Origin of the sequence: Synechococcus sp. CBW1006 (genome assembly GCF_015840525.1) — a bacterium.
Classification (GTDB): domain Bacteria; phylum Cyanobacteriota; class Cyanobacteriia; order PCC-6307; family Cyanobiaceae; genus CBW1002.
In genome coordinates, this window is the sequence record NZ_CP060396.1 from 943,206 (window position 1) to 962,624 (window position 19,419).

At 62.7% G+C, this 19,419-nt stretch carries 19 protein-coding genes; 11 read left to right on the forward strand and 8 right to left on the reverse strand.

Annotated elements, in window-relative coordinates; all coding sequences use genetic code 11:
- Positions 1–18: 18 nt before the first annotated feature.
- Together H8F26_RS04445 and purU are read right to left on the reverse strand one after the other, a co-directional pair.
- Positions 19–1,344 (reverse strand): O-antigen ligase, encoded by a 1,326-nt coding sequence (locus H8F26_RS04445; RefSeq protein WP_231605583.1) that lies wholly within the window; start codon positions 1,342–1,344, stop codon positions 19–21.
- 29 nt (positions 1,345–1,373) lie between these two features.
- Positions 1,374–2,261, reverse strand: coding sequence for a formyltetrahydrofolate deformylase (gene purU / locus H8F26_RS04450; RefSeq protein WP_197157766.1), 888 nt, complete (start codon positions 2,259–2,261; stop codon positions 1,374–1,376).
- A gap of 109 nt (positions 2,262–2,370) precedes the next feature.
- On the opposite strand from purU, the gene psbQ reads away from it, so the two are divergent.
- Together psbQ and H8F26_RS04460 are read left to right on the forward strand one after the other, a co-directional pair.
- A complete protein-coding gene (gene psbQ, locus H8F26_RS04455; RefSeq protein WP_197157768.1) occupies positions 2,371–2,877 on the forward strand; it encodes a photosystem II protein PsbQ in 507 nt (168 codons plus the stop codon).
- Positions 2,878–2,882: 5 nt separating this feature from the next.
- Positions 2,883–4,064, forward strand: a complete 1,182-nt coding sequence (locus tag H8F26_RS04460; protein WP_197157770.1) for an FAD-binding oxidoreductase — start codon at positions 2,883–2,885, stop codon at positions 4,062–4,064.
- 84 nt (positions 4,065–4,148) lie between these two features.
- On the opposite strand, the gene dnaK is transcribed toward H8F26_RS04460, so the two are convergent.
- Positions 4,149–6,062: a molecular chaperone DnaK gene (dnaK, locus tag H8F26_RS04465; protein ID WP_197157772.1), complete on the reverse strand. Its 1,914-nt coding sequence runs from the start codon at positions 6,060–6,062 to the stop codon at positions 4,149–4,151.
- A gap of 146 nt (positions 6,063–6,208) precedes the next feature.
- Here dnaK and H8F26_RS04470 point away from each other — a divergent pair, with 146 nt between their 5' ends.
- From H8F26_RS04470 to H8F26_RS04480, 3 genes are read left to right on the forward strand one after another with little or no spacing between them, the layout of a single operon-like run.
- On the forward strand, positions 6,209–7,144 hold the full coding sequence (locus tag H8F26_RS04470) for a shikimate dehydrogenase (protein WP_197157774.1): 936 nt from the start codon (positions 6,209–6,211) through the stop codon (positions 7,142–7,144).
- A gap of 3 nt (positions 7,145–7,147) precedes the next feature.
- Positions 7,148–8,926 carry an ATP-grasp domain-containing protein gene (locus H8F26_RS04475; protein WP_197157776.1) on the forward strand — a complete coding sequence of 593 codons (1,779 nt, stop codon included), beginning with the start codon at positions 7,148–7,150 and terminating at the stop codon, positions 8,924–8,926.
- A gap of 46 nt (positions 8,927–8,972) precedes the next feature.
- The gene (locus tag H8F26_RS04480) at positions 8,973–10,109 is read left to right on the forward strand and encodes an IS5 family transposase (RefSeq protein ID WP_197153730.1); all 1,137 of its coding nucleotides are present in this window, start codon (positions 8,973–8,975) and stop codon (positions 10,107–10,109) included.
- Positions 10,110–10,416: 307 nt separating this feature from the next.
- On the opposite strand, the gene H8F26_RS04485 is transcribed toward H8F26_RS04480, so the two are convergent.
- Positions 10,417–11,295: a sulfotransferase domain-containing protein gene (locus tag H8F26_RS04485; protein ID WP_197157778.1), complete on the reverse strand. Its 879-nt coding sequence runs from the start codon at positions 11,293–11,295 to the stop codon at positions 10,417–10,419.
- Positions 11,296–11,379: 84 nt separating this feature from the next.
- Here H8F26_RS04485 and H8F26_RS04490 point away from each other — a divergent pair, with 84 nt between their 5' ends.
- Complete coding sequence (locus tag H8F26_RS04490; protein WP_197157780.1) at positions 11,380–11,919, forward strand: bifunctional 2-polyprenyl-6-hydroxyphenol methylase/3-demethylubiquinol 3-O-methyltransferase UbiG; 540 nt, start codon at positions 11,380–11,382, stop codon at positions 11,917–11,919.
- Positions 11,920–11,974: 55 nt separating this feature from the next.
- Here the strand turns inward: H8F26_RS04490 and H8F26_RS04495 are convergent, their stop codons facing one another.
- Positions 11,975–12,874 carry a hypothetical protein gene (locus H8F26_RS04495; protein WP_197157782.1) on the reverse strand — a complete coding sequence of 300 codons (900 nt, stop codon included), beginning with the start codon at positions 12,872–12,874 and terminating at the stop codon, positions 11,975–11,977.
- 46 nt (positions 12,875–12,920) lie between these two features.
- Here H8F26_RS04495 and H8F26_RS04500 point away from each other — a divergent pair, with 46 nt between their 5' ends.
- Both H8F26_RS04500 and H8F26_RS04505 read left to right on the forward strand, forming a co-directional pair.
- Positions 12,921–14,312: a cytochrome P450 gene (locus tag H8F26_RS04500; RefSeq protein ID WP_197157784.1), complete on the forward strand. Its 1,392-nt coding sequence runs from the start codon at positions 12,921–12,923 to the stop codon at positions 14,310–14,312.
- A complete protein-coding gene (locus H8F26_RS04505) occupies positions 14,309–15,337 on the forward strand; it encodes a UbiA family prenyltransferase (RefSeq protein ID WP_197157785.1) in 1,029 nt (342 codons plus the stop codon). The genes H8F26_RS04500 and H8F26_RS04505 overlap by 4 nt, the downstream gene beginning before the upstream one ends.
- A 16-nt stretch (positions 15,338–15,353) precedes the next feature.
- On the opposite strand, the gene H8F26_RS04510 is transcribed toward H8F26_RS04505, so the two are convergent.
- Both H8F26_RS04510 and H8F26_RS04515 read right to left on the reverse strand, forming a co-directional pair.
- Positions 15,354–15,554, reverse strand: a complete 201-nt coding sequence (locus tag H8F26_RS04510) for a hypothetical protein (protein WP_197157787.1) — start codon at positions 15,552–15,554, stop codon at positions 15,354–15,356.
- A gap of 96 nt (positions 15,555–15,650) precedes the next feature.
- Positions 15,651–16,277 carry a glycosyltransferase gene (locus H8F26_RS04515; protein ID WP_197157789.1) on the reverse strand — a complete coding sequence of 209 codons (627 nt, stop codon included), beginning with the start codon at positions 16,275–16,277 and terminating at the stop codon, positions 15,651–15,653.
- Between the two features lie 206 nt (positions 16,278–16,483).
- On the opposite strand from H8F26_RS04515, the gene H8F26_RS04520 reads away from it, so the two are divergent.
- The 3 genes from H8F26_RS04520 (at position 16,484) to H8F26_RS04530 (ending at position 18,255) form a co-directional block, all read left to right on the forward strand.
- The gene (locus H8F26_RS04520) at positions 16,484–16,951 is read left to right on the forward strand and encodes a Tic20 family protein (protein WP_197157791.1); all 468 of its coding nucleotides are present in this window, start codon (positions 16,484–16,486) and stop codon (positions 16,949–16,951) included.
- Between the two features lie 113 nt (positions 16,952–17,064).
- The gene (gene rpsF / locus H8F26_RS04525) at positions 17,065–17,424 is read left to right on the forward strand and encodes a 30S ribosomal protein S6 (protein ID WP_197157793.1); all 360 of its coding nucleotides are present in this window, start codon (positions 17,065–17,067) and stop codon (positions 17,422–17,424) included.
- Positions 17,425–17,568: 144 nt separating this feature from the next.
- Positions 17,569–18,255: a hypothetical protein gene (locus H8F26_RS04530; RefSeq protein ID WP_197157795.1), complete on the forward strand. Its 687-nt coding sequence runs from the start codon at positions 17,569–17,571 to the stop codon at positions 18,253–18,255.
- Here the strand turns inward: H8F26_RS04530 and H8F26_RS04535 are convergent.
- Entirely contained in the window at positions 18,194–19,405 is a 1,212-nt protein-coding gene (locus H8F26_RS04535) for an argininosuccinate synthase (protein WP_197157797.1), read from the reverse strand. The genes H8F26_RS04530 and H8F26_RS04535 overlap by 62 nt on opposite strands.
- Between the last annotated feature and the right edge of the window lie 14 nt (positions 19,406–19,419).

A 19,419-nucleotide genomic window follows, 5' to 3' on the forward strand; every position in this document is an offset into this window, starting at 1 on the left:
ACCCGCTCCGACCAGGTCTCAGTGGGACGCCGGCGGGCGGCCCACCTGGGACAGCCCGGCCAGCAGCACCCAGCCGGCCACATTGATGCGGCTGTCATAGAAGGGCATATCCGTGGCATGCAAGGCCACCAGCACCAGGGTCGCCGTCCACCAGGCCCGCTCGAACAGGCTGGACGCGGCCATGCCGAACCAGGCGGCACGCAGCAACAGCCAGAGCACGAAGCCCACCAGCAGCACCGCCACCGGCAGACCGTGGCTCACGGCCAGGTCGATCGGCAGATTGTGGGGATGGCCATGCCACTGGCCCGTGCGCAGCGGATAGATCAGGCTGAAGGCCGCCGCGCCCCAGCCGAGCCAGGGGCGTTCGCCGATCAACTCCAGGGCCACACCCCACTGGGCCAGCCGGGTGGAGGCCTGCACCCGATCGCCGCTGTGCTCCAGGTCGCTGAGCCGGCCCCAGATCGCTTCAGGCACCAGCTGGCGCAGGGGCTCCTGCACCAGCTCCGGCACCCCCTGCACGCTGGCCAGCGCCACCAGCACCACCAGCAGGGTCAGCAGGGGCAGCAGCCACAGCCAGCTGGCTGGCCCCACCACCAGCGGCACCGCCAGCACCAGGGCACCCCAGGCGTTGCGGGAATCGGTGAGGTACACGGCCGCCACCACGCCTGACGCCATCAGCAGGGCCAGGGCCAGCAGGATCCCGGCTGACCGGGATGGCACGCCGCCACCAGCGGGATCCCGCACCCCCTGGCGCCAGCGCTGCCAGGTCTCGAGCAGCGCCGCCAGTTGCAGAGGCCAGGCCAGGACCAGCCAGGAGCCGGCGATGTTGGCGTAGTCGAACAGGCCGGCAAGACGATCGTCCGGGCTGCCGCCTGCCTTGAGGTGCCAGATGATCAGACCCCCCAACACCTGAAACGGGCCGCTCCAGCCAAACCAGAGCTGGCCCAGGCCGGTGATCACCACGGGCACGGTGCCGGCCACCAGCCACAGGGCCACCCGCCGCCGGGCCGCCGGCGTGGCCAGATAGGGCTGATAGCCCCAGAACGCCCAGAAGAACGGCAACCAGTTGCCCAGTCCCACCCAGGCCAGGCCGCCGCTGCGGGCCCCGAAGCAGCCGGCCACCATCAGCAGGGCGATCAGCAGCAGCACCCGATTGCTCCCGTCCTGCCAGAGCGAGGAGCGACCGCGGCTCCCCTGGATCAGGGCCACGAACAGCAGCAATCCCCCCAGGAAGGCACTGCTGGCCAACAGAAACAGACCCAGCTGAAAACATCGCCAGCCCAGGGGGGACGCGTCAGCAGGTCGATGACCGAGCAGGTGCGCATCGAGCGCGGCCAGGCGAATCGCGGCCAACGGCCTCAGATCAGTTGCCATCAATCGAACACGGCCGTGCGGCCGCGATAGACCATCACCTGCCGGCGCAGATGCAAGCGCAGCGCCCGCGCCAAGGCGAGCCGCTCGGTGTCGCGCCCCTTGCGGATCAGATCGTCCACATCGTCGCGGTGGCTGACGTGCACGGTGGCCTGCTCAATGATCGGGCCGCCGTCGAGATCCTCGGTGACGTAGTGGGCGGTGGCGCCGATCAGCTTCACGCCCCGCTCCCAGGCACGGTGATAGGGCTGCGCCCCCTTGAAGGCCGGCAGAAAGGAGTGGTGGATGTTGATCACCTGCCGCTGGACCGTTGACCTGGAGCGTCCCCCGCCCATGAACCCCTCGAGCCAGGCCGGGCTGAGCACCTGCATGTACTTGGCCAGCACCACCAGCTCAATGCCGTGCTGCTCCAGCAGGGCCAGTTGCTGAAGCTCCACCTCGGCCTTGGTCTCCGTCGTCATCGGCAGATGGACGAACTGAACCCCGAAGCCTTCGGCCACCTGCCGCAGATCCGGATGGTTCGACACCACCAGCGGCACCAGCATCGGCAGCTCGCCGGCCCGGGTGCGCCAGAGCAGATCCACCAGGGCATGGTCCTGCTTGCTCACGAAGATCGCCACCCGGGGCGTTTCATCGGAGAAGTGCACCTGTCCTTCCCCCCCCAGCCGCTCGGCCAGGGCCAGCACCGCGGGCGTGATCGCTTGCCGCGGCAGCCCGAAACCGTCCAGCGCCCACTCGATCCGGCTGAGGAACAGGCCGGCACCGGCATCGGTGTGGTGATCGGCGTGGCGGATGTTGCCGCCGTTGGCGGCCACCCAGCCGGAGAGCTCGCTCACCAGGGCCGGACGGTCCGGACAGATGACCTGGAGGATGGCCGTGGGGGAGCTCATGCCGGCGCGAAGGGCGGAACCGCAATTGTGCCGAGCGGAACGCCGATCTCCGCCGACAGGGGCCACGGGTAAAATCACGCCGCATTGAACGCCCGGTCGGCGAATTCCCATGGTTGCTGCCAGCACTGCCTCCAGAACGGGTGTCTTCGACCTGCTGCGCCGCCTGGTGATGATCGGCGTCGCCCTGGTGCTTTCGGTGTCGCTGGCGGCCTGCGATGGCGGCCAGAGCCGCAAGGCCCCCAGCATCAGCCCGGCGGACATGGCCCTGATCACCCGTCAGGCCGAGGGCTTCCTCGCCGCCAAGGATCGCTTGCCTGAGCTGGCCAATCTGGTCAACCAGCGCGACTGGGTCTTCACCCGCAACCTGATCCACGGACCCATGCAGGAAGTGGGCCGCGAGATGCTCTACATCAACCAGCGCCTGCTGCCCGCCGACCGGGCCGAAGCCGGCAAGCGCGCCGACCAGCTCAAGAGCGCCCTGGCCCAGCTCGATGAAGCCGCCCGCCTCCAGGACGGCGAGCGGCTGCGCAAGTCGTACATCCAGGTGGCCAGCGGCTTCGGCTCCTATGCCGAAGTGATTCCTGCCCCAGCTCTCGACGCCGCCGAGCAGGCCTGACCCGCTTGCACCAGGCCAGCACCTGCGGGGCCCGCCGCGCTGACGTGATCGTCATCGGGGCGGGCCTTGTTGGTGCGTCCACCGCCTGGTGGCTGCAGCAGCAGGGCCATGCCGTCGTTCTGATCGATCCCGCCCTGGCTGGGCCCAAGGGGAGTGAGGTCGGCAAGCCTGACCCAGCGGTTCGCAGTGGCAGCCGCGCGGCCCTGGGGCTGCTGATGGCCGATGTCGCACAGCGCAGCAGTGGCCGGGGCTGGCGCCTGCGGCAGCGCAGCCGCATCCTCTGGGACCTGTGGTGCCGGCAGCTGGCGGAGGCTGGCTGGCCTGTGCCACGCCGTCCGGGCCTGCTGGTGCTGGCCGCTGATGCCGAGACCCAGGAGCGCCAGCAGCGGCTGGTGCTGGAGCGGCAAAAGCGAGGGGTGCCGCTGGAGTGGTGGGAGCGGCCGCAGCTGGAGCGGCTGGATCCGTTGGTGCCCGCCGCCGCCCTGGGCGGGCTGTACTCCCCCCGCGATGGCCAGATCGATCCGATCGCCGCCCTGGAGGCCCTGCTGGGGGATGGTCTGCGGCAAGGAGTGCAAGGACTGGCCGAGCGGGTGCTGCGCCTGGAGCGACCGGTGAACGGGGGCTGGAGCGCCGTGCTCGCCGGCGGCGACCACCACCGGGCCGACTGGGTGGTGATCGCCGCCGGCCTGGGATCGGCGGGGCTGCTGCGCCAGGTGCCAGAGCTCGCGGGGGCTGCTGCCATCCCGCCGCTCGAGCCGGTGCTGGGCCAGGCCCTGGAGCTGGAACGAGGCCCAGACGCGAACGATGAAGCCCTGTGGAGCTGGCCGGGAGCGCTGGTGTGGCGCGGCCTCAACCTGGTGCCCCGGCCCGATCTGACCGGTGGTCGGCGCCTCTGGCTGGGCGCCACCCTGGAGCCGGGAGAGCGGGCCGATCCGCTGGCCCTGGAGCGGTTGCGCAGCCTGAAAGGGGAGGCACCCCCGTGGCTGCAACAGGCACGGCTTCTGCACAGCTGGCAGGGGTGCCGTTGCCGTCCCCAGGGCAAGCCGGCACCCCTGCTGGAAGCCCTGGCAGACGGCCTGCTGCTGGTGAGCGGCCACTACCGCAACGGCGTGCTGCTGGCGCCGGCCAGCGCCGAGTGGGTGGCCCAGCAACTGGAGCCAGCAACACTTCCGGCGGCTGGGACCTGAGCACCTGCCAGCAAAAAGCCCCCCAAGTAGGGGGGCTGGATCAGGGAGCGGATCGGAATCGGAGCGGCAGGGCCGCCCGCAGGCTCACTTGCTCTCGGTGAATTCGGCGTCGATCACATCGTCGCTGCTGGCGGCGGAGGCTCCGTTGGAACCGGACGCCCCGTTGCCACCGGGGGCCTCGGCGCCTGCTTCAGCGCCCGCCTGCTGGTACACAGAGGCACCGGCGGCGTAGAGGGCCTGCTGGAGCTGCTCGAGGGTGCTCTTCATGGTGTCGTAATCCTCCTTGTCGATCGCTTCCTTGAGCGTCTTGGAGAATCCCTCCACCTTGGCCTTGTCGTCGGCACTCACCTTGTCGCCCAGCTCACCGAGTTGCTTCTCGGACTGGTAAACCAGGGTTTCGGCCTGGTTCTTGAGGTCGATGCGCTCGCGCTTCTCCTTGTCGGCGGAGGCGTTCGCTTCGGCGTCCTTGACCATCTTCTCCACCTCGTTATCACTGAGGGTGGAGGCGCCGGTGATCGAGATGCTCTGCTCTTTGCCGCTGCCCTTGTCCTTGGCGGTGACGCTGAGGATGCCGTTGGCGTCGATGTCGAAGGTGACTTCGATCTGGGGCACGCCGCGGGGAGCGGGGGGGATGCCATCGAGGCGGAAGGTGCCGAGCGACTTGTTGTCGCTGGCCATCTCGCGCTCCCCCTGCAGCACGTGGATCTCCACGTTGGTCTGCCCATCCACGGCGGTGGAGTAGGTCTCCGACTTCTTGGTGGGGATGGTGGTGTTGCGGGTGATCATCTTGGTCATCACGCCACCGAGGGTCTCCACACCCAGCGAGAGCGGCGTGACGTCCAGCAGCAGGATGTCCTTCACCTCACCGGCGAGCACACCGCCCTGGATGGCGGCACCCACGGCCACCACCTCATCGGGGTTGACGGTCTGGTTGGGATCCTTGCCGGTGACCCGCTTGACCAGCTCAAGAACGGCGGGGATACGGGTGGAGCCGCCCACCATCACCACTTCGTCGAGCTCTGAGGAGGAGAGCTTGGCGTCCTTGAGGGCCTGCTCCACCGGCACGCGGCAGCGGTCGATCAGCTTGCTGGCCAGCTCCTCGAACTTGGCGCGGGTGAGGGTGAGATCGAGGTGCTTGGGACCTTCAGGGGTGGCCGTGATGAACGGCAGGTTGATCTCACTCTGGGTGGCGCTGGAGAGCTCGATCTTGGCCTTCTCGGCGGCCTCGGTGAGGCGCTGCAGGGCCTGCTTGTCCTGACGCAGGTCGATGCCCTCGTTCGACTTGAAGCTGTCTGCGAGGTAGTCGACGATCACCTTGTCGAAGTCGTCGCCACCCAGGTGGGTATCACCGGAGGTGGAGAGCACTTCGAACACACCGTCACCCACCTCCAGCACCGACACGTCGAAGGTGCCGCCGCCCAGGTCGAACACGAGGATGCGCTCGTTGCTCTTCTTGTCGAGGCCATAGGCCAGAGCCGCGGCCGTGGGCTCGTTGATGATGCGCAGCACCTCAAGGCCGGCGATCTTGCCGGCGTCCTTGGTGGCCTGTCGCTGCGAGTCGTTGAAATAGGCGGGCACGGTGATCACCGCCTGGGTGACCGTTTCACCGAGATACTTGCCAGCGTCTTCCGCCAGCTTGCGCAGCACCTGGGCACTCACTTCCTCAGGTGCGAACTGCTTGTTCAGCACCGGACACTTCACCTTGACGTTGGAGCCGGCCTTCTCGACGCCATAACTCACTTCCTTCGATTCTTCGTTGACTTCATCGACACGGCGGCCGATGAAGCGCTTCACGGAATAGAAAGTGTTCTCCGGATTCATGACCGCCTGACGCTTGGCGATCTGACCGACCAACTGATCCTGATTTTTGGTGTAAGCCACCACTGAGGGCGTCGTGCGGAACCCTTCAGCGTTGGCGATCACCGTGGGCTTGCCGCCCTCCATCACGGCGACACAGCTGTTCGTCGTGCCGAGGTCAATGCCAACAACCTTTCCCATGGGTTCCCACCTCCTGAGTGGAGAAGCAAGTTCTGAATGAAGGCATCTTCAGCAGCGAGGCCTGACCAAGGCGAGGTGTGGTTCCCGAACCGCTGCCGTACAGGGCCCTGTGAATCCCTACGGTCTGGGCCTCCGGCGCTGTCGCCATGGCCCTCGTTTCCCGCTTCGCTCAGCCGATCAGCGGCAGCACCTCCCTGGTGGGCGTGCTGGGCGATCCCGTGCGTCACTCGCTCTCGCCGGTGATGCACAACGCCGCCCTGAAGGGGCTGGGGCTCGATTGGGTCTACCTCGCCCTACCGACGCCGGCCGAGCACCTGGGCGAGGTGCTGCGGGGCCTCGAAGCGATGGACTGCCGCGGCCTCAACGTGACCCTGCCCCACAAGCAGGCCGTGGCAGCCCTGTGCCGGGAGCTCTCACCCCTGGCCGAGCGGGTGGGCGCTGTCAACACCCTGGTGCGCCTCCCGAACGGCGGCTGGCTGGGGGACAACACCGATGTGGAGGGATTCCTGGCACCCCTGCGTGCAGGGGGAAGCAGCTGGCAAGGCCAGCGTGCCGTGGTGCTGGGCTGCGGCGGCAGTGCCCGAGCCGTGATCGCCGGTCTGGTGGAACTGGGCTGTGCAGCCATTCAGGTGGCCGGCCGCAGCAGCGCACACCTCGAGGCCCTGCTCGCCCCCTGCCGCAGTTGGGCGAAACCGCTGCAGGGGCTGCAATGGACTCCCAGCAACCGAGCCCTGCAGAACGCTCTGGCCGATGCGGATCTGGTGGTCAACACCACCCCGGTGGGTATGGCTTCGGCTACTGACCCCGACGCAGCTCGGCGGTGCCCACTCAGCCCTGGCGACCTGGAGACCCTGCGGCCGGGCAGCACCGTCTACGACCTGATCTACACGCCACGGCCCACGGCCCTGCTCCAGACCGCCAGTGCCAGGGGATGCCAGAGCCTGGACGGGCTGGAGATGCTGGTCCAGCAGGGGGCAGCCAGCCTGCGGCTGTGGAGCGGCCTGACCGAGGTGCCCGTCACGGCGATGCGACAGGCGGCTCTGCAGCAGCTGAAAATCGAAATCAAACAGGGCGAGAGCTGAACCGTGGACAAGAACAACAGCTCCTGGATCAAGCTGCAGGCGAAGACTCTGCCGGGATACGCCTACGGCTCAGTACAGCCGGCCCTGGTGGCGAGGGTGAGCTCGCGCATCGTGGAACAGAAGGTGCAACAAAGGGTCAACAGTGCCCTGACGGCCATCTTCGCCAGCAGACCCTTCGACAGAGGTCAGGTTCATTTCGTGGATGCTGCCGGCACCAGCCTGTTGCCGCTGCTGGTGGAGTCCTATTACCGGGCTCATGGTGGCATCCGCTGCCCAGTTTATCCGTGGCAACACCTGATGACCCTTGGCTCCAAGAGCCCCGCCCTCTGGGAAAACGCCCTGTTGGTGATCCATTACTGGAGTCCTGACATGGCGAAAGAACTGATTCTTTGGAGTCAAAGCACAATCGAGCTTCTTCTGAGACATCCACAACAGGAGCGTCAGGTCCTCACGTCCCAGACAGCCGCACTGGATCAGCTGCGCCGCAAATTTCAAACCCATGGGTGCCAGGGGATCAACACTGTCCACCTGCTCAGAAAAGCTGCCCAACTGGGAGTTCGTGCCTCGAACTACATCAATCAGATATACAGACTGGGAGATGGATGCCATGCACGCCTGTTCCGAAGCACGGTCACCTGCAAAACCTCCGGCATCGGCATCGATATAGCCCGCAGAAAGAGTCATACAGGAGAAGTGCTGACGGGCCATGGGATTCCAGTGCCCACCTTCCTTGTGGTGACCACCGCAGAGGAAGCCCTCCAGGCCGCACAGACCATCGGCTATCCCCTCGTGATCAAGCCGGATGACACGGATGGGGGCATTGGAGTGAACGCCGGCATCAGCACGGAAGAACAATTCCTGAAGAGCTATGCCGAAGCCCGGAACCTCTCGCAGAAGGTTCTCGTTCAGCAGTTCGTGCGGGGTTTGGACTACCGAATCACCGTGGTAGAGGGCAAGGTAGTCAAGGTGATCCTTCGCCACCCTGGGGGTGTCCGCGGAGATGGACACTCTACGGTGACCGAATTGATGGCCATCGTCCAGGCGTCACCGCGACATCAGGCAGAGCATCTTGCGAATGGACGCTTCAGCATTGATCTCGATCACGAGGCTCTCGACTTGCTCGCAGAAGCTGGCCTTACACCTGAGAGCGTGCCAGCCGAGGGAATCTTTCTGCCGCTGCGACGTAAAGCCAATGTTTCCACAGGAGGAGAGCAGGTTCTGATCGATCCGACCCGCCTGCATCCAGACAACCTGTTGCTGGCGTGCCGCTGTGCCGCCGTTCTGAGGCTGAACATCGCTGGAGTCGACCTACTGCTGGAAGACGGAGCGCGCAGTTGGCTCGAGGGTGGCGGCGTGGTGCTGGAAGTGAATGGCATTCCCCAGATTGGCGGGGAAGGAAGCCTGGAACCCTTCGAACAGATCCTGCGGGAAACCCTGCCAGAACTCGGCAGAATCGAAGTGCATCTCCTGATCAGCGAAGCGGAAAGATCAGAACCAGAACTGCAGGAGATAGCCAGGAAGTTGGCCAAAGAACTGCGATGTTCGGGCTATTCCACCCGCAGCAGAGTTTACTATGAGAAAAGCATCCTTTCCCAGAACCATGCCAACGGAGCTCAGGCTGCCCGTTTGCTGCTCAATGAACCACTTCTGGATCGAGCTCTGTGCTGCCTCAGTGCAAGCGAAGTTGTGGAGCATGGCTTGCCGACGAACCACATCACATCGCTGCGGATCCTCCCGGACGGGCCAGAGGGAAAGAACAAGAAGACCTTAAGAGTTTGCTGAAAAACCCCGCCGCCTCTGCGAAAATAGGGCAACTGCCCCAGGTTTGATGCGAGGTCAGCAGGAGCGCAGCGGCTCCTTGTTCTCCTACGTCTCGATCGAGGAGCGGATCCCGACCAGCCATCCACTCAGGCGGATTCGCAAGCTGGCGGATCAGGCCCTCGATCGACTCAATCCCACCTTCTGCAGGTTGTATGCCTCAGAAGGGAGACCATCGGTGCCGCCAGAGCAGCTGCTGCTGGCCTCGTTGTTGCAGGCGTTCTACGGCATCCGCTCCGAGAGGCTGCTGCTGGAGCAGGTCCACTACAACCTGCTGTTCCGCTGGTTTGTGGGCTTGAGCCCTGACGATGCGATCTGGCATCCGACCACATTCACCAAGAATCGTGATCGGCTCCTCACTGACGACGTCATGGGGCTGTTCCTGGAGAAGCTGATGGGAGCACCCGAGGTCAAACCGCTGCTCAGTGACGAGCACTTTTCGGTGGACGGCACGTTGCTCCAGGCCTGGGCGTCACACGCTTCCTTGGAGCGGATCGATGGCCAGGAGGATCCTCCGCCTCCGCCCACAGGTCCTGGCGAAGGATTCGGTGCTCCCAAAGAGGGAAAGAAGCGCGCCAAAGGGGACTTTCGCGGCATCAAGCTCAGCAACGAGACCCACCGCTCCAGCACCGATCCTGAGGCACGGCTGGCCCGGAAATCGAATGCCCATCCAGCGCAGCTGAGCTATCGGGGCCATGTCCTCATGGACAACCGCCACGACCTGATCGTCGATTGCCGCGTCACCCAGGCCACGGGCACCGGTGAGCGGGATGCCGCCAAAGAGATGGCAGCAGACCTCACCGGTGCCCACCAGAAGACCGTCGGCGCCGACAAGAACTACGACACCAAAGGGTTTGTCGCTGAGATGCGGCGGATCGGTGTCACGCCCCACGTGGCCCAGAACACGGCCCGCAGCGGTGGCTCAGCCATTGATGGCCGCACCACCCGTCACGTGGGCTACTCCAAATCGATCAACGCCCGCCGGGGGATCGAAAAGGTGTTTGGTTGGATCAAGGCGTTCGGAGGGCTGCGCCAGTTCAAACTGCGCGGTACCGAGAAGGTCGGCGCCGTGTTTGGCCTGCATGTGATCGCCTACAACCTGATCCGCCTGGGCAACCTGCTCAAGCCCGCGATGGAGGCGGCATGAACAGCCCGTTGTCCAGAGGTGTGCCCAATAGGCCTCAACCAATGCCTTGCAGAGAGGCCAACGATGCCGAAATCGGGCTGTTTGCGGCTCTGATAGCCGCCGATCCGTCTTTTTGAGCCGGAAATCCACTGATGCCTGTGGAAAACTGGCTCGTGGGTTGGTTTTTCAGCAAACTCTTAAGTCTACTTCGTACTGCGATTTCCTTTTCAGAAGCTCACTGCGCATCAAGCCCGATGATCCTGAAGCGGCAAATGCCTTGATCTGATGACAGATTCCACACGACTGTTCTCCAAACAGCCGAGAAGGTTCAGAGCAAACTCAGATTCTCCTGCCAACGCCGAGGCAACGATCCAAAACGAGCTTCCACAAATCGATAAACAGGCAAAAGCATTTGAACCGCCTCTCGCATCAACTCAGGAGCGAGGCAGATCTGCTCTGGATCGGCATTAAAACGGACCCGGGGATCTGGTTCTACAAATGGAACAGCAATAAAATCCGTCACCCGCCGGATTGACTCCGAGCAGAAGAGATCTTCATAGAAGAGATACAATGACTTCTGATCGCCGAAGGCCGCATCCAACATCTCACAAACATGTTTGTAATTCGACTTAAGTCCACCCGGAAGGCGGTCGCGTCTGTCCAGCTTGGCGCGGAAGAGAGAGACACCAGTCACGACCGTATCGGAGCTGGAGCCAGTTGAATGATGACGGGCTACATGCTTGCAATCCGAGAATAGTCGGTCAACCGGATCGCGCATCAGGAACAGGGGGCGAAGCTCGAAATGAGGCTCCAGAAAATCACGTATGCTGGAGACCTGTTGCGGATGCAAGCGTGAATAATCCGGAGTGATATCTGCCACTGGGCGCGAATGTGAAGCAGCGAGCTGCTGAAAAAGGCGCAGATAGCTGCTTGGGTCTAGTCCAAACGATGTCAGCTTCACCTCCCGCAGAAGCTCTGCACGGGCGACACCAGCACGACGAGCGTCGGCGCAAACATACCCTTTCAAGGCATTGCCAAGCCTAAGGGAAATACGTGACCGAGACGGGTCAAAGTACATCGTCCAAGCATGCATCTCCTTGGAGGGACCAAAGGAGACGAGTTCATTATCTCGCAAATAGCGATAGAGCCACGTGGTGCCAGCCTTCATGGCACCAAAGCCAAGAAGAAACACAGGCTTAGCGGTCATTAGCACGACGTCTTTTAAACAAAGTTTAGCACAGGACTTATCAGAAATTGATCCCGGTTACCGTATGGATAGCTGGGAAGGATCATGGCTGACAAGCCTCACAAGGCCTTCATCGGCCTGAGCAACTGGGAGCGCTCACTCGATTTCCAGCCGCTGAGAGCTATCTGCCAAGGAAAACGCGTTCTCGATCTAGGCTGTCACTTTGGCCTGAATTCATTTGAGGCACTGCAGGTGGGTGCCTCCCATGTCACGGCTGTGGACAGTGATCCACAGTGCACTCTCACTGCACGCCAGATACTTTGCCAGTATAAAGCCACTGTAATCGAGCAGGATCTTTCCATTCCCAATGCCCTTGCCCAGCTGGGATTAACAAAACAGAAATCTGATACTGTCTTTTATCTTGCACTACACCAGCATCTTCAGTTGCGTCGCCCGAGCGGGGGCGATTCCCTGCTGTCGGAAAAACTCACTCTGAGCCCCCAATACATTGTTGCCAGATTCGGAAAACAATACACCAGATATCTGCAGGAAAAAACTGCAGACATTCTATGGAGATTTATGCTTTTCGCTAACTTTACCAAGCTCAGTCCCTTGCTGATCTTCCGTCGACGCGATCAGAATTGAACAGGCAATGATCGACCCTTGTCCCGGCTGTGCACCCTAAACCAGCTGCAGGTCATCATTTGAGCTGTTGCAGTGCCTCTAGGCACAAGGCCGTCGTGATCGCACGGGAACCCCAGGGGCGAAATCCCTCACCATCGCACCATGGGGCCGCAGGCCAGGTCCCGTCGCTGGCCTGGCCAGTGAGCAACGCATCGGAAAGCGATGCATCCTGGCCCCCCGCAATTAGAAGCGACTGGGCCATCTCCAGGGAATTGAGCGACAAGGCTGAGCTCGCAAGGCGCACACACTTCGAAAGGTAAGGATCAAAGCCAGCCCGCCGCGCCGCATAACCCACTGTCAGCACGGAACAGTAATAACGCGAGCGCTGATCTGCCATGCTCAGCATCGACTCCAGGCAGCAGCGCTCCGCTCTATTGAGTGGAGCGCCCATACATTTCAGAGCGTAAGCCACGTTGCAGTTGACGACCACATCGTCACGATCCGATCGATCCCAGGGAAGCTCCTGGCTGTTCCAGGTGCGAAAGGGCCCAGCCGGACTCCGCCAGTAGCTACGCAGCATTTTTGCATCGCTGACCCGAATCTGCTCTGGAGAGAATCGGGCCAACACGGCCAGGGCACAAGCCGTATCGTCAGAGTCCGACGGAATCCCAAGAGCAGGATCGTAATTCCAGTGTCCATCAGCACCCCGCCGGATTGCAATCGACATCACGGCCCGCTCAAGACTGGGCTTCGAGAGCTGATCCCCTGCGGCCAACAGAACCGTCAGCGTGGCAAACAGTGGATCGGTCGGTGGGCCGCCAGGCATGAAGGCGTGGTCGATTGGCTGCTGCTGGAAAAACGCAAAGCTGCCATCCCTGCTCTGCAGGGACTCCAGCGCTCTCCTGCCCTTGACAAGGCTGGACTGAAGCCGGGCTGAAGTAGGGGCCATAAGCAAAATCTCCCACTGGTCGAGCACGGGGCTGATGGGAGGGGGAAAGGGATCATGCCACCTAGGTTGATCCGTGAACCATCCTTCCGGCATGACACTCCCTCCTGGACCGGGGCGCCCCGCCTGGCTCGACCAACTGCAGTTGCTGCTTCGTCCGATGCCATCGCTGCGCCAGTGGAGCCAGCGCTACGGAGACCCGTTCAGCCTTGGATCCAAGGGACCACAACCCTCGGTCTTCTTCGGAAGCCCGGAAGCCGTACGTCAGATCATGACGGCCAACCCGGGCCTCTACCAACCCCGTCGCGGTGCTCGGGTGCTGGTCGGCCTCCTGGGCCGTCAATCCATTCAGTACCGCAATGGAGCCGACCATCGAAAGGATCGCCGCCTGTTGGCCCCCCTGTTCCAGGGCGAACGCATCCTCAGCAGCTGCAGCGAAATCCTGCAGATCTGCAATGAACTCACAGGGGATTGGAAAGCAGGAACGACCTTCAGGGCCAGAGATTTCACCCAGGAGGTAACACTTCGGGTGATCTTCGATCTCGTACTCGGCAGCCACGACACAGTAGGAGTATTGAAAGTGAAACGTGAACTGATTCGCAGTGTGGCGCTGGTAAATCATCGACTCCTGACGGTGATCTTTCTGCTTCTTCCCCCCTGGAGTCTGCCCTGGCTGAGTCCCTGGAACCGACTTGTGAAAGTGCGAAAAAGACTTGAGGAGGCGATCGGCGAGGAGGCAAAACTTCATCTTGAGAAAAAGTTGACCTCGGCCGATGACACTGTGCTCGGCACGTTGCTTCAGGATCTCGATCCCAGCGATCCGGAACAATCGCAGCGGCGACTGGTGGACCGGGTCATCACCCTGCTCTTTGCTGGACACGAGACGACAGCGTCAGCCCTGGCCTGGGCGCTGGCGCTGATCTACGCCAATCCAGGGGTGCTGAGCCAGTTGCGCAAAGAGCTGGAGGTCGAGAGTGCTCGCGCACCAGAGGGCATCCTGAATCTCCCCTATCTCACAGCTGTGTGCCACGAGGTGCTGCGGCTTTATCCGGGGCCGGTGGAGACACCACGAGTCTTACAACAATCCCTTGTGGTTGAGGGCCATATCCTGCCTGCCGGCACTCGACTGGTGCCATGCATGCAACTCACCCATCGGCGGGAGGACATCTACCAGGATCCCCTGTCGTTCCGACCGGAACGCTTTCTGGAAAAAGCCTTTTCGCCCTATGAATTCTGGCCATTCGGAGAGGGTCCACGCAAATGTCTTGGCATGTCGCTGGCCCTGATCGAGATGAAGCTGGTGATTGCTCAGGTCATCCGCTCATGGGATCTTGAAGTGGTGGGAGAGCCTGCATGGCTGCCTGTCCGGCGAGGTGTGCTGCTCGCCCCACCCGAATCCCTGAAACTACGCGTCCTGGGCCAGCACTCGATGGTTACGGCCACCCAACGGCCACCTGTCACGGCGTGACCACTTCACCGCCACCGAGAGCCAATGGCCTGGGCCGCTTCATCCGCCAGATCCAGGCCCTCACCCGCTGGAAAGAGTGGGCCACGTCCAAGCTGCCCTTTCTGATCTCCTGTCTGCTGATCACCCAGCTGCAGGCGGATAGCCGGGAAGAGCCTGCCGATCCGCTGGCGATCGCGTTGCTGTTTCTTCAGCTCTGCCTACTGGCCGCCTACGGCTACATGGTGAACTCCTTCTATGATGTCAGGAGCGATGGCGCTGCTGGCAAACCGAACGCCTTCTCCCATCTGCGGGTGGGAGAAGGACGAACGCTTCTGGGTTGCTGGCTGGGGGCTGCGGCAAGCCTCGGCATTCTCCAGTTCGCCTCGGATGGAGCGGTGCTGCTGCTGCTGCTGGCCTGTTACGGCTCATCCACGGCCTACTCGGCCCCACCCCTGCGACTGAAGGAACGAGGTGCTCTGGGCCTGATCACCGCAAGTGCAGCCCAGCGATTCCTGCCGGTGATCCTGATCTTTCAGGCCCTGGGTACGTGGAGCCCGGCGGCCTTGCTGCTTTGCCTTCTGAACGGCCTGGTAGGACTCCGCTACATCCTTGCTCACCAGATCGATGATTATCAGGCCGACCTGAGAAGCAGCACTGAAACCCTCGCTACTTCCCAGGGACTGGCGAGCATGCGGCGCCTCGGGCGCTTCCTGCTCTTCCCCCTCGAAACGCTGACACTGCTGATCGCGCTACTGATCCTGCAGCGGGATATTCCCATGCTGGCCTGGTTCCTGCCCGCCTATCTGGCCATACTCGCTGGGTATCTGCTGTTGCTTCCCTCTCATCGCCTGAGGGTGATCGATGGCTCCAGCTATGCCCCATTCTCCGGGCTCTACAACATCTTCATGCCCCTCTATCTGGCTGTACTTTTCGCCTTCAGCAACCATGTCGATGCCGTCGCGGGCGTGACAGTAGCCGTCTGTATCGCTCTCTGGCTGATCCCGGAAGTTCAGGAGAAGGTCCGGATTCTCTCCGGTGCGCCCTGAGGACAAGTGGCCATTCTCAACGAGCGAAACGCGCACAGTCGATAGCGGCCAGCCGCCCTTCCTGCCAGCAGGACATCGTGCGCTCCAGCCATGGAGCAAAAGCCCGGTTGATCTGCACCTCAAAATCATTCAGCACGCTCTGATACAGATCAGACACTTGCTTCAGCACAGTGCCGAGCGCCTCCTGCTCTGTCTGCCTGGCCAGAATTGTCGCCAACACCATGGCACTGTTCAGCCGCTCAACCGGAAAGAGGGGATGATCGGAATAAAGAGCGGTTTCGAGATAGGGAATGGCCTGTTCCAGATCACCCTGCTAAAAGTGCATATACCCTAAAAACCAGTGATGACGAATCCATAACGGATCCATGGCGACCGCAGATTCAAGTCGCTGCTGATAAAACGTGGTTTTATGGCGATGCAGACCGGGATCGGGGAAATGGTCCACCACCAGTTCCTTGAGCCAGCGAGCACGATGCCCAGACTCGCGAATATCAACCTGGACATTCTCATGAACCAGACCACGCTTTCGATACTGCCGACGAAACAGGAAAAGCTTGTAATCATCAAAGCTGGGGGTTTCGGCCACATGGTTGCGCCACAACCCGAAGAAACCAGCCTCCTCAGATGCCGGCTGATGTGCACCCAGAAACTGCAGCACCTGCGGCGCAATTCGCTCATCCGCATCGAGGCTCAACACCCATTCGGTGCGCACCCTAGCGATTGCCATGTTACGCGAAGGCGACTTAGAATAGGCCGTGCTGACTTGCATTGTTGTCTGCAAGGGTTCGATGCCCAGCTCTTCACGCAAGTAGGCTTGAGTACCATCGGTGGAACCGGTATCCACCACGATCACTTCATCGAGAAGATCCCGGATTTTTCCTAATCCTTCTGGGAGATTCTTGATCTCGTTCTTCACCACCATGCAGAGGGTGAGATCCATCAGTTGGGCACCATCGAGATCACCGATCGAACATGCACCAGATTAAATCCATAACCTCGGGCCCCATGGTCAAGCCAACACTATGGATCAGATCCAGATGAGGGCGGGACGGAGGCGCACCGACCGATCACAGGAAGCGTGGACCGAATGCTTCCACCCTAAACTTTTGTCCAACTTATTCCGGGTCAACCGGCAGCACCCTGGCGATGCAGGCACCCCCGATCTGGCAACGGCTGCTGGCCGCAGTGATCTATGCGCTGCCCTGGGCCGATGCCGTTCCCTTCGGACGCGCTCTGTTTGGCCTGTTCCCAGCCTTGCAGTGGCTCACCTTGCCGGCGCTTCCTCTGGCGCTGTTGCAGAACCAGATCCCCTTCGGCGGCTTTCTCCTGTTCCTGGTGCTGTTCCTGGCGGTGGTCCGCAATCCACAGGTGCCTTACCTGATCCGCTTCAACGCGTTGCAGGCGATCCTGATCGACATCGTGCTGATCCTGATTTCGCTGGCTTTCAACGTGTTGCTGGCACCTCTCGGCGGCGGCTTCGCCCTGCGCACCCTCAGCAACACCATCTTCCTTGGCACGCTGGTTCTGGTGCTGTTCACCGTGATCCAGTGCCTGCGGGGCAAGGAAGCCGACATCCCCAGCCTCTCCGAGGCGGTGCGGATGCAGCTCCACTGAGTCGGCGCCCAGGACCAGAGAGGGTGCGCTGATAGGATGGTCAATCCGTCGCTGAAGGTCCTGCCAAGGTCCCTTCAGCCCATGCCCGACGCGGCGATTCCCGACAGGCGACCATGACGCAGCCTTATTACGAAACCATGTACATCCTCCGTCCGGACATTCCGGAAGAGGAGGTGGAAACCCATGTGACCAAATACCGCGACCTCGTGACCGAGGCCGGTGGCGAGGTGCTCGACTGCCAGATGCGCGGCAAGCGCCGTCTGGCCTATTCGATCGCCAAGAACCGCGAAGGCATCTACGTCCAGCTCAATCACAACGGTGACGGACAGCAGGTCGCCCCCCTGGAGCGTGCGATGCGCCTCTCGGAAGATGTGATCCGCTATCTCACCGTCAAGCAGGATGGTCCCATGCCCGCGCCCCGGAGCACGACCGGTGCCGCTGGCGAGCCTCAGGAACAACCCGCCGGCGCCTGAAGCCTGCCTGTCTCCCGACAGATCCGCGATGAACTTCAGCCCCGGCTCTGGCCGGGGCTTTTCCATGGGCTGGCGGCGACAGGGCCACAGCTCCACCGTTCGCCATGTCTTGTAATGGTCCCAGGAGGCCAGTAAGGTCGCGCCATGGAGCCGGATCGTTCCCACCCTCCGCATCTGCCGCCCGATCCGCCACAGGCTGGTGGGCCTCTCTCGACCTGGCAGCAGACGGTCAGCCCGCAGCAGATGCAGCAGCAGGCCTGGCAGCAGCAGATGCTGGAGCGGGAACTGGCCAGCACCCGCGCGGAGCTCGAGGCGATGCAGGAGCTTCTGCAGGAACTGCCGGAGATCTTCGAGCGAAAATTTCAACAACGGCTCCAGCCCCTGCTCGCCCACCAGCAGCGGCTCCTCAGCGAAAATGAAGGACTGCGCTCCCAGATGCGTCTGCTGCAGCCAGCTGAGTCCGTGGTGACTGGCGATCCCGCCAACGCAACACCCTCAACCCCTCCCACGCCTCTCCCTGGACCGACAGCAGCCAATCCCGCAGAGGTGCCTCCACGGCCACCCCTGCAGTGGACACCATTTCAGGCGCGGGTGGGCTCTGGCCGACCCACAGCGTCTTCCTCATCGGATGCCGGGAAAGGGCCGGGGACAACGAGTGCCGCTGAGACAGCAGAGCCCGCACCGCTACTGCCCCAGCTGCCGCAACGGCCCCGCATCCCCCAGGCGGTCCGCCACGCCTTCAGTCTGAGCCGGCGGAACCGCAAGACGGTCAGCCGCCGGAGCGATGGCGGCCTGCCCACAAACGGGTCGGAAGACCCCAGACGTAAATGAAGCCCTCTGCGGCTCTGTGGTCGAACTGGTCTTCGGAGCCGTAGGTGGCCATATCCGGCACGTAGAGGCTGTCGCTGCTGCTGCTGCGGCCCACCACCGTGGCGTTGCCTTTGTGCAACCGCAGCCGCACCAACCCATTGACGCTGGACTGGGTGCGATCGAAGAAGCCGTCGAGGGCATCTTTGAGCGGGCCGAACCAGAGGCCCTGATACACCAGATCGGCCCACTGCATTTCGAGCTGACGCTTGGTGCGCAGCACATCGGCGGCCAGGGTGAGGCTTTCCAGTTCCTGGTGGGCCCGGATCAGCAGCAACAGGCCGGGGGTCTCGTAGATCTCGCGGCTCTTGATGCCCACCACCCGGTTCTCGATCATGTCCAGCCGGCCGAAACCGTGGCCACCGGCGAGGGCATTGGCCTGGCGGATCAGGCTGACCGAATCGAGGCGGACGCCATCGATCGCCACGGGATTGCCCTGCTCGAAAGCAATCTCCACCAGCTGCGGGTCTGCCGGAGCCGCTTCCACCGAGCAGGTCATGGCGTAGATCTCCTCGGGAGGCTCCACCATCGGATCCTCCAGCGGACCGGCCTCGATCGAGCGGCCGAGCAGGTTGAGATCGATCGAATAGGGAGATCCCTTGCTCACGGGTGAGGGGATGCCGCAACGCTCGCCATAGGCGATGGTCTCTTCGCGGCTCATGCCCCACTCCCGGGCCGGGGTGAGCACCTTCAGATCAGGAGCCAGGGCACCGATGGCCACATCGAAGCGCACCTGGTCGTTGCCCTTGCCGGTGCAGCCATGGGCCACGGCATCCGCTCCCACCTCCCGAGCGATCTCCACCAGGCGACGGGCGATCAGGGGGCGGGCCAGGGCGGTGGAGAGGGGATAGCGACCCTCGTACAGGGCATTGGCCCGGATCGCCGGGAAGGCGAACTCGGTGATGAAGGGCTCGATCAGGTCGCCCACGATCGACTGGCTGGCTCCGGAATTGAGGGCCTTCTGGCGAATGGGCTCCAGTTCATCGCCCTGGCCGAGATCCGCGGCGAAGGTGATCACCTCCTCCACGCCCCACTCGTTCATCAGGTAGGGGATGCAGACGCTGGTGTCGACGCCGCCGGAATACGCCAGCACCGCCTTCTTGGCCCGACCCATCAACCCGTCTCCAT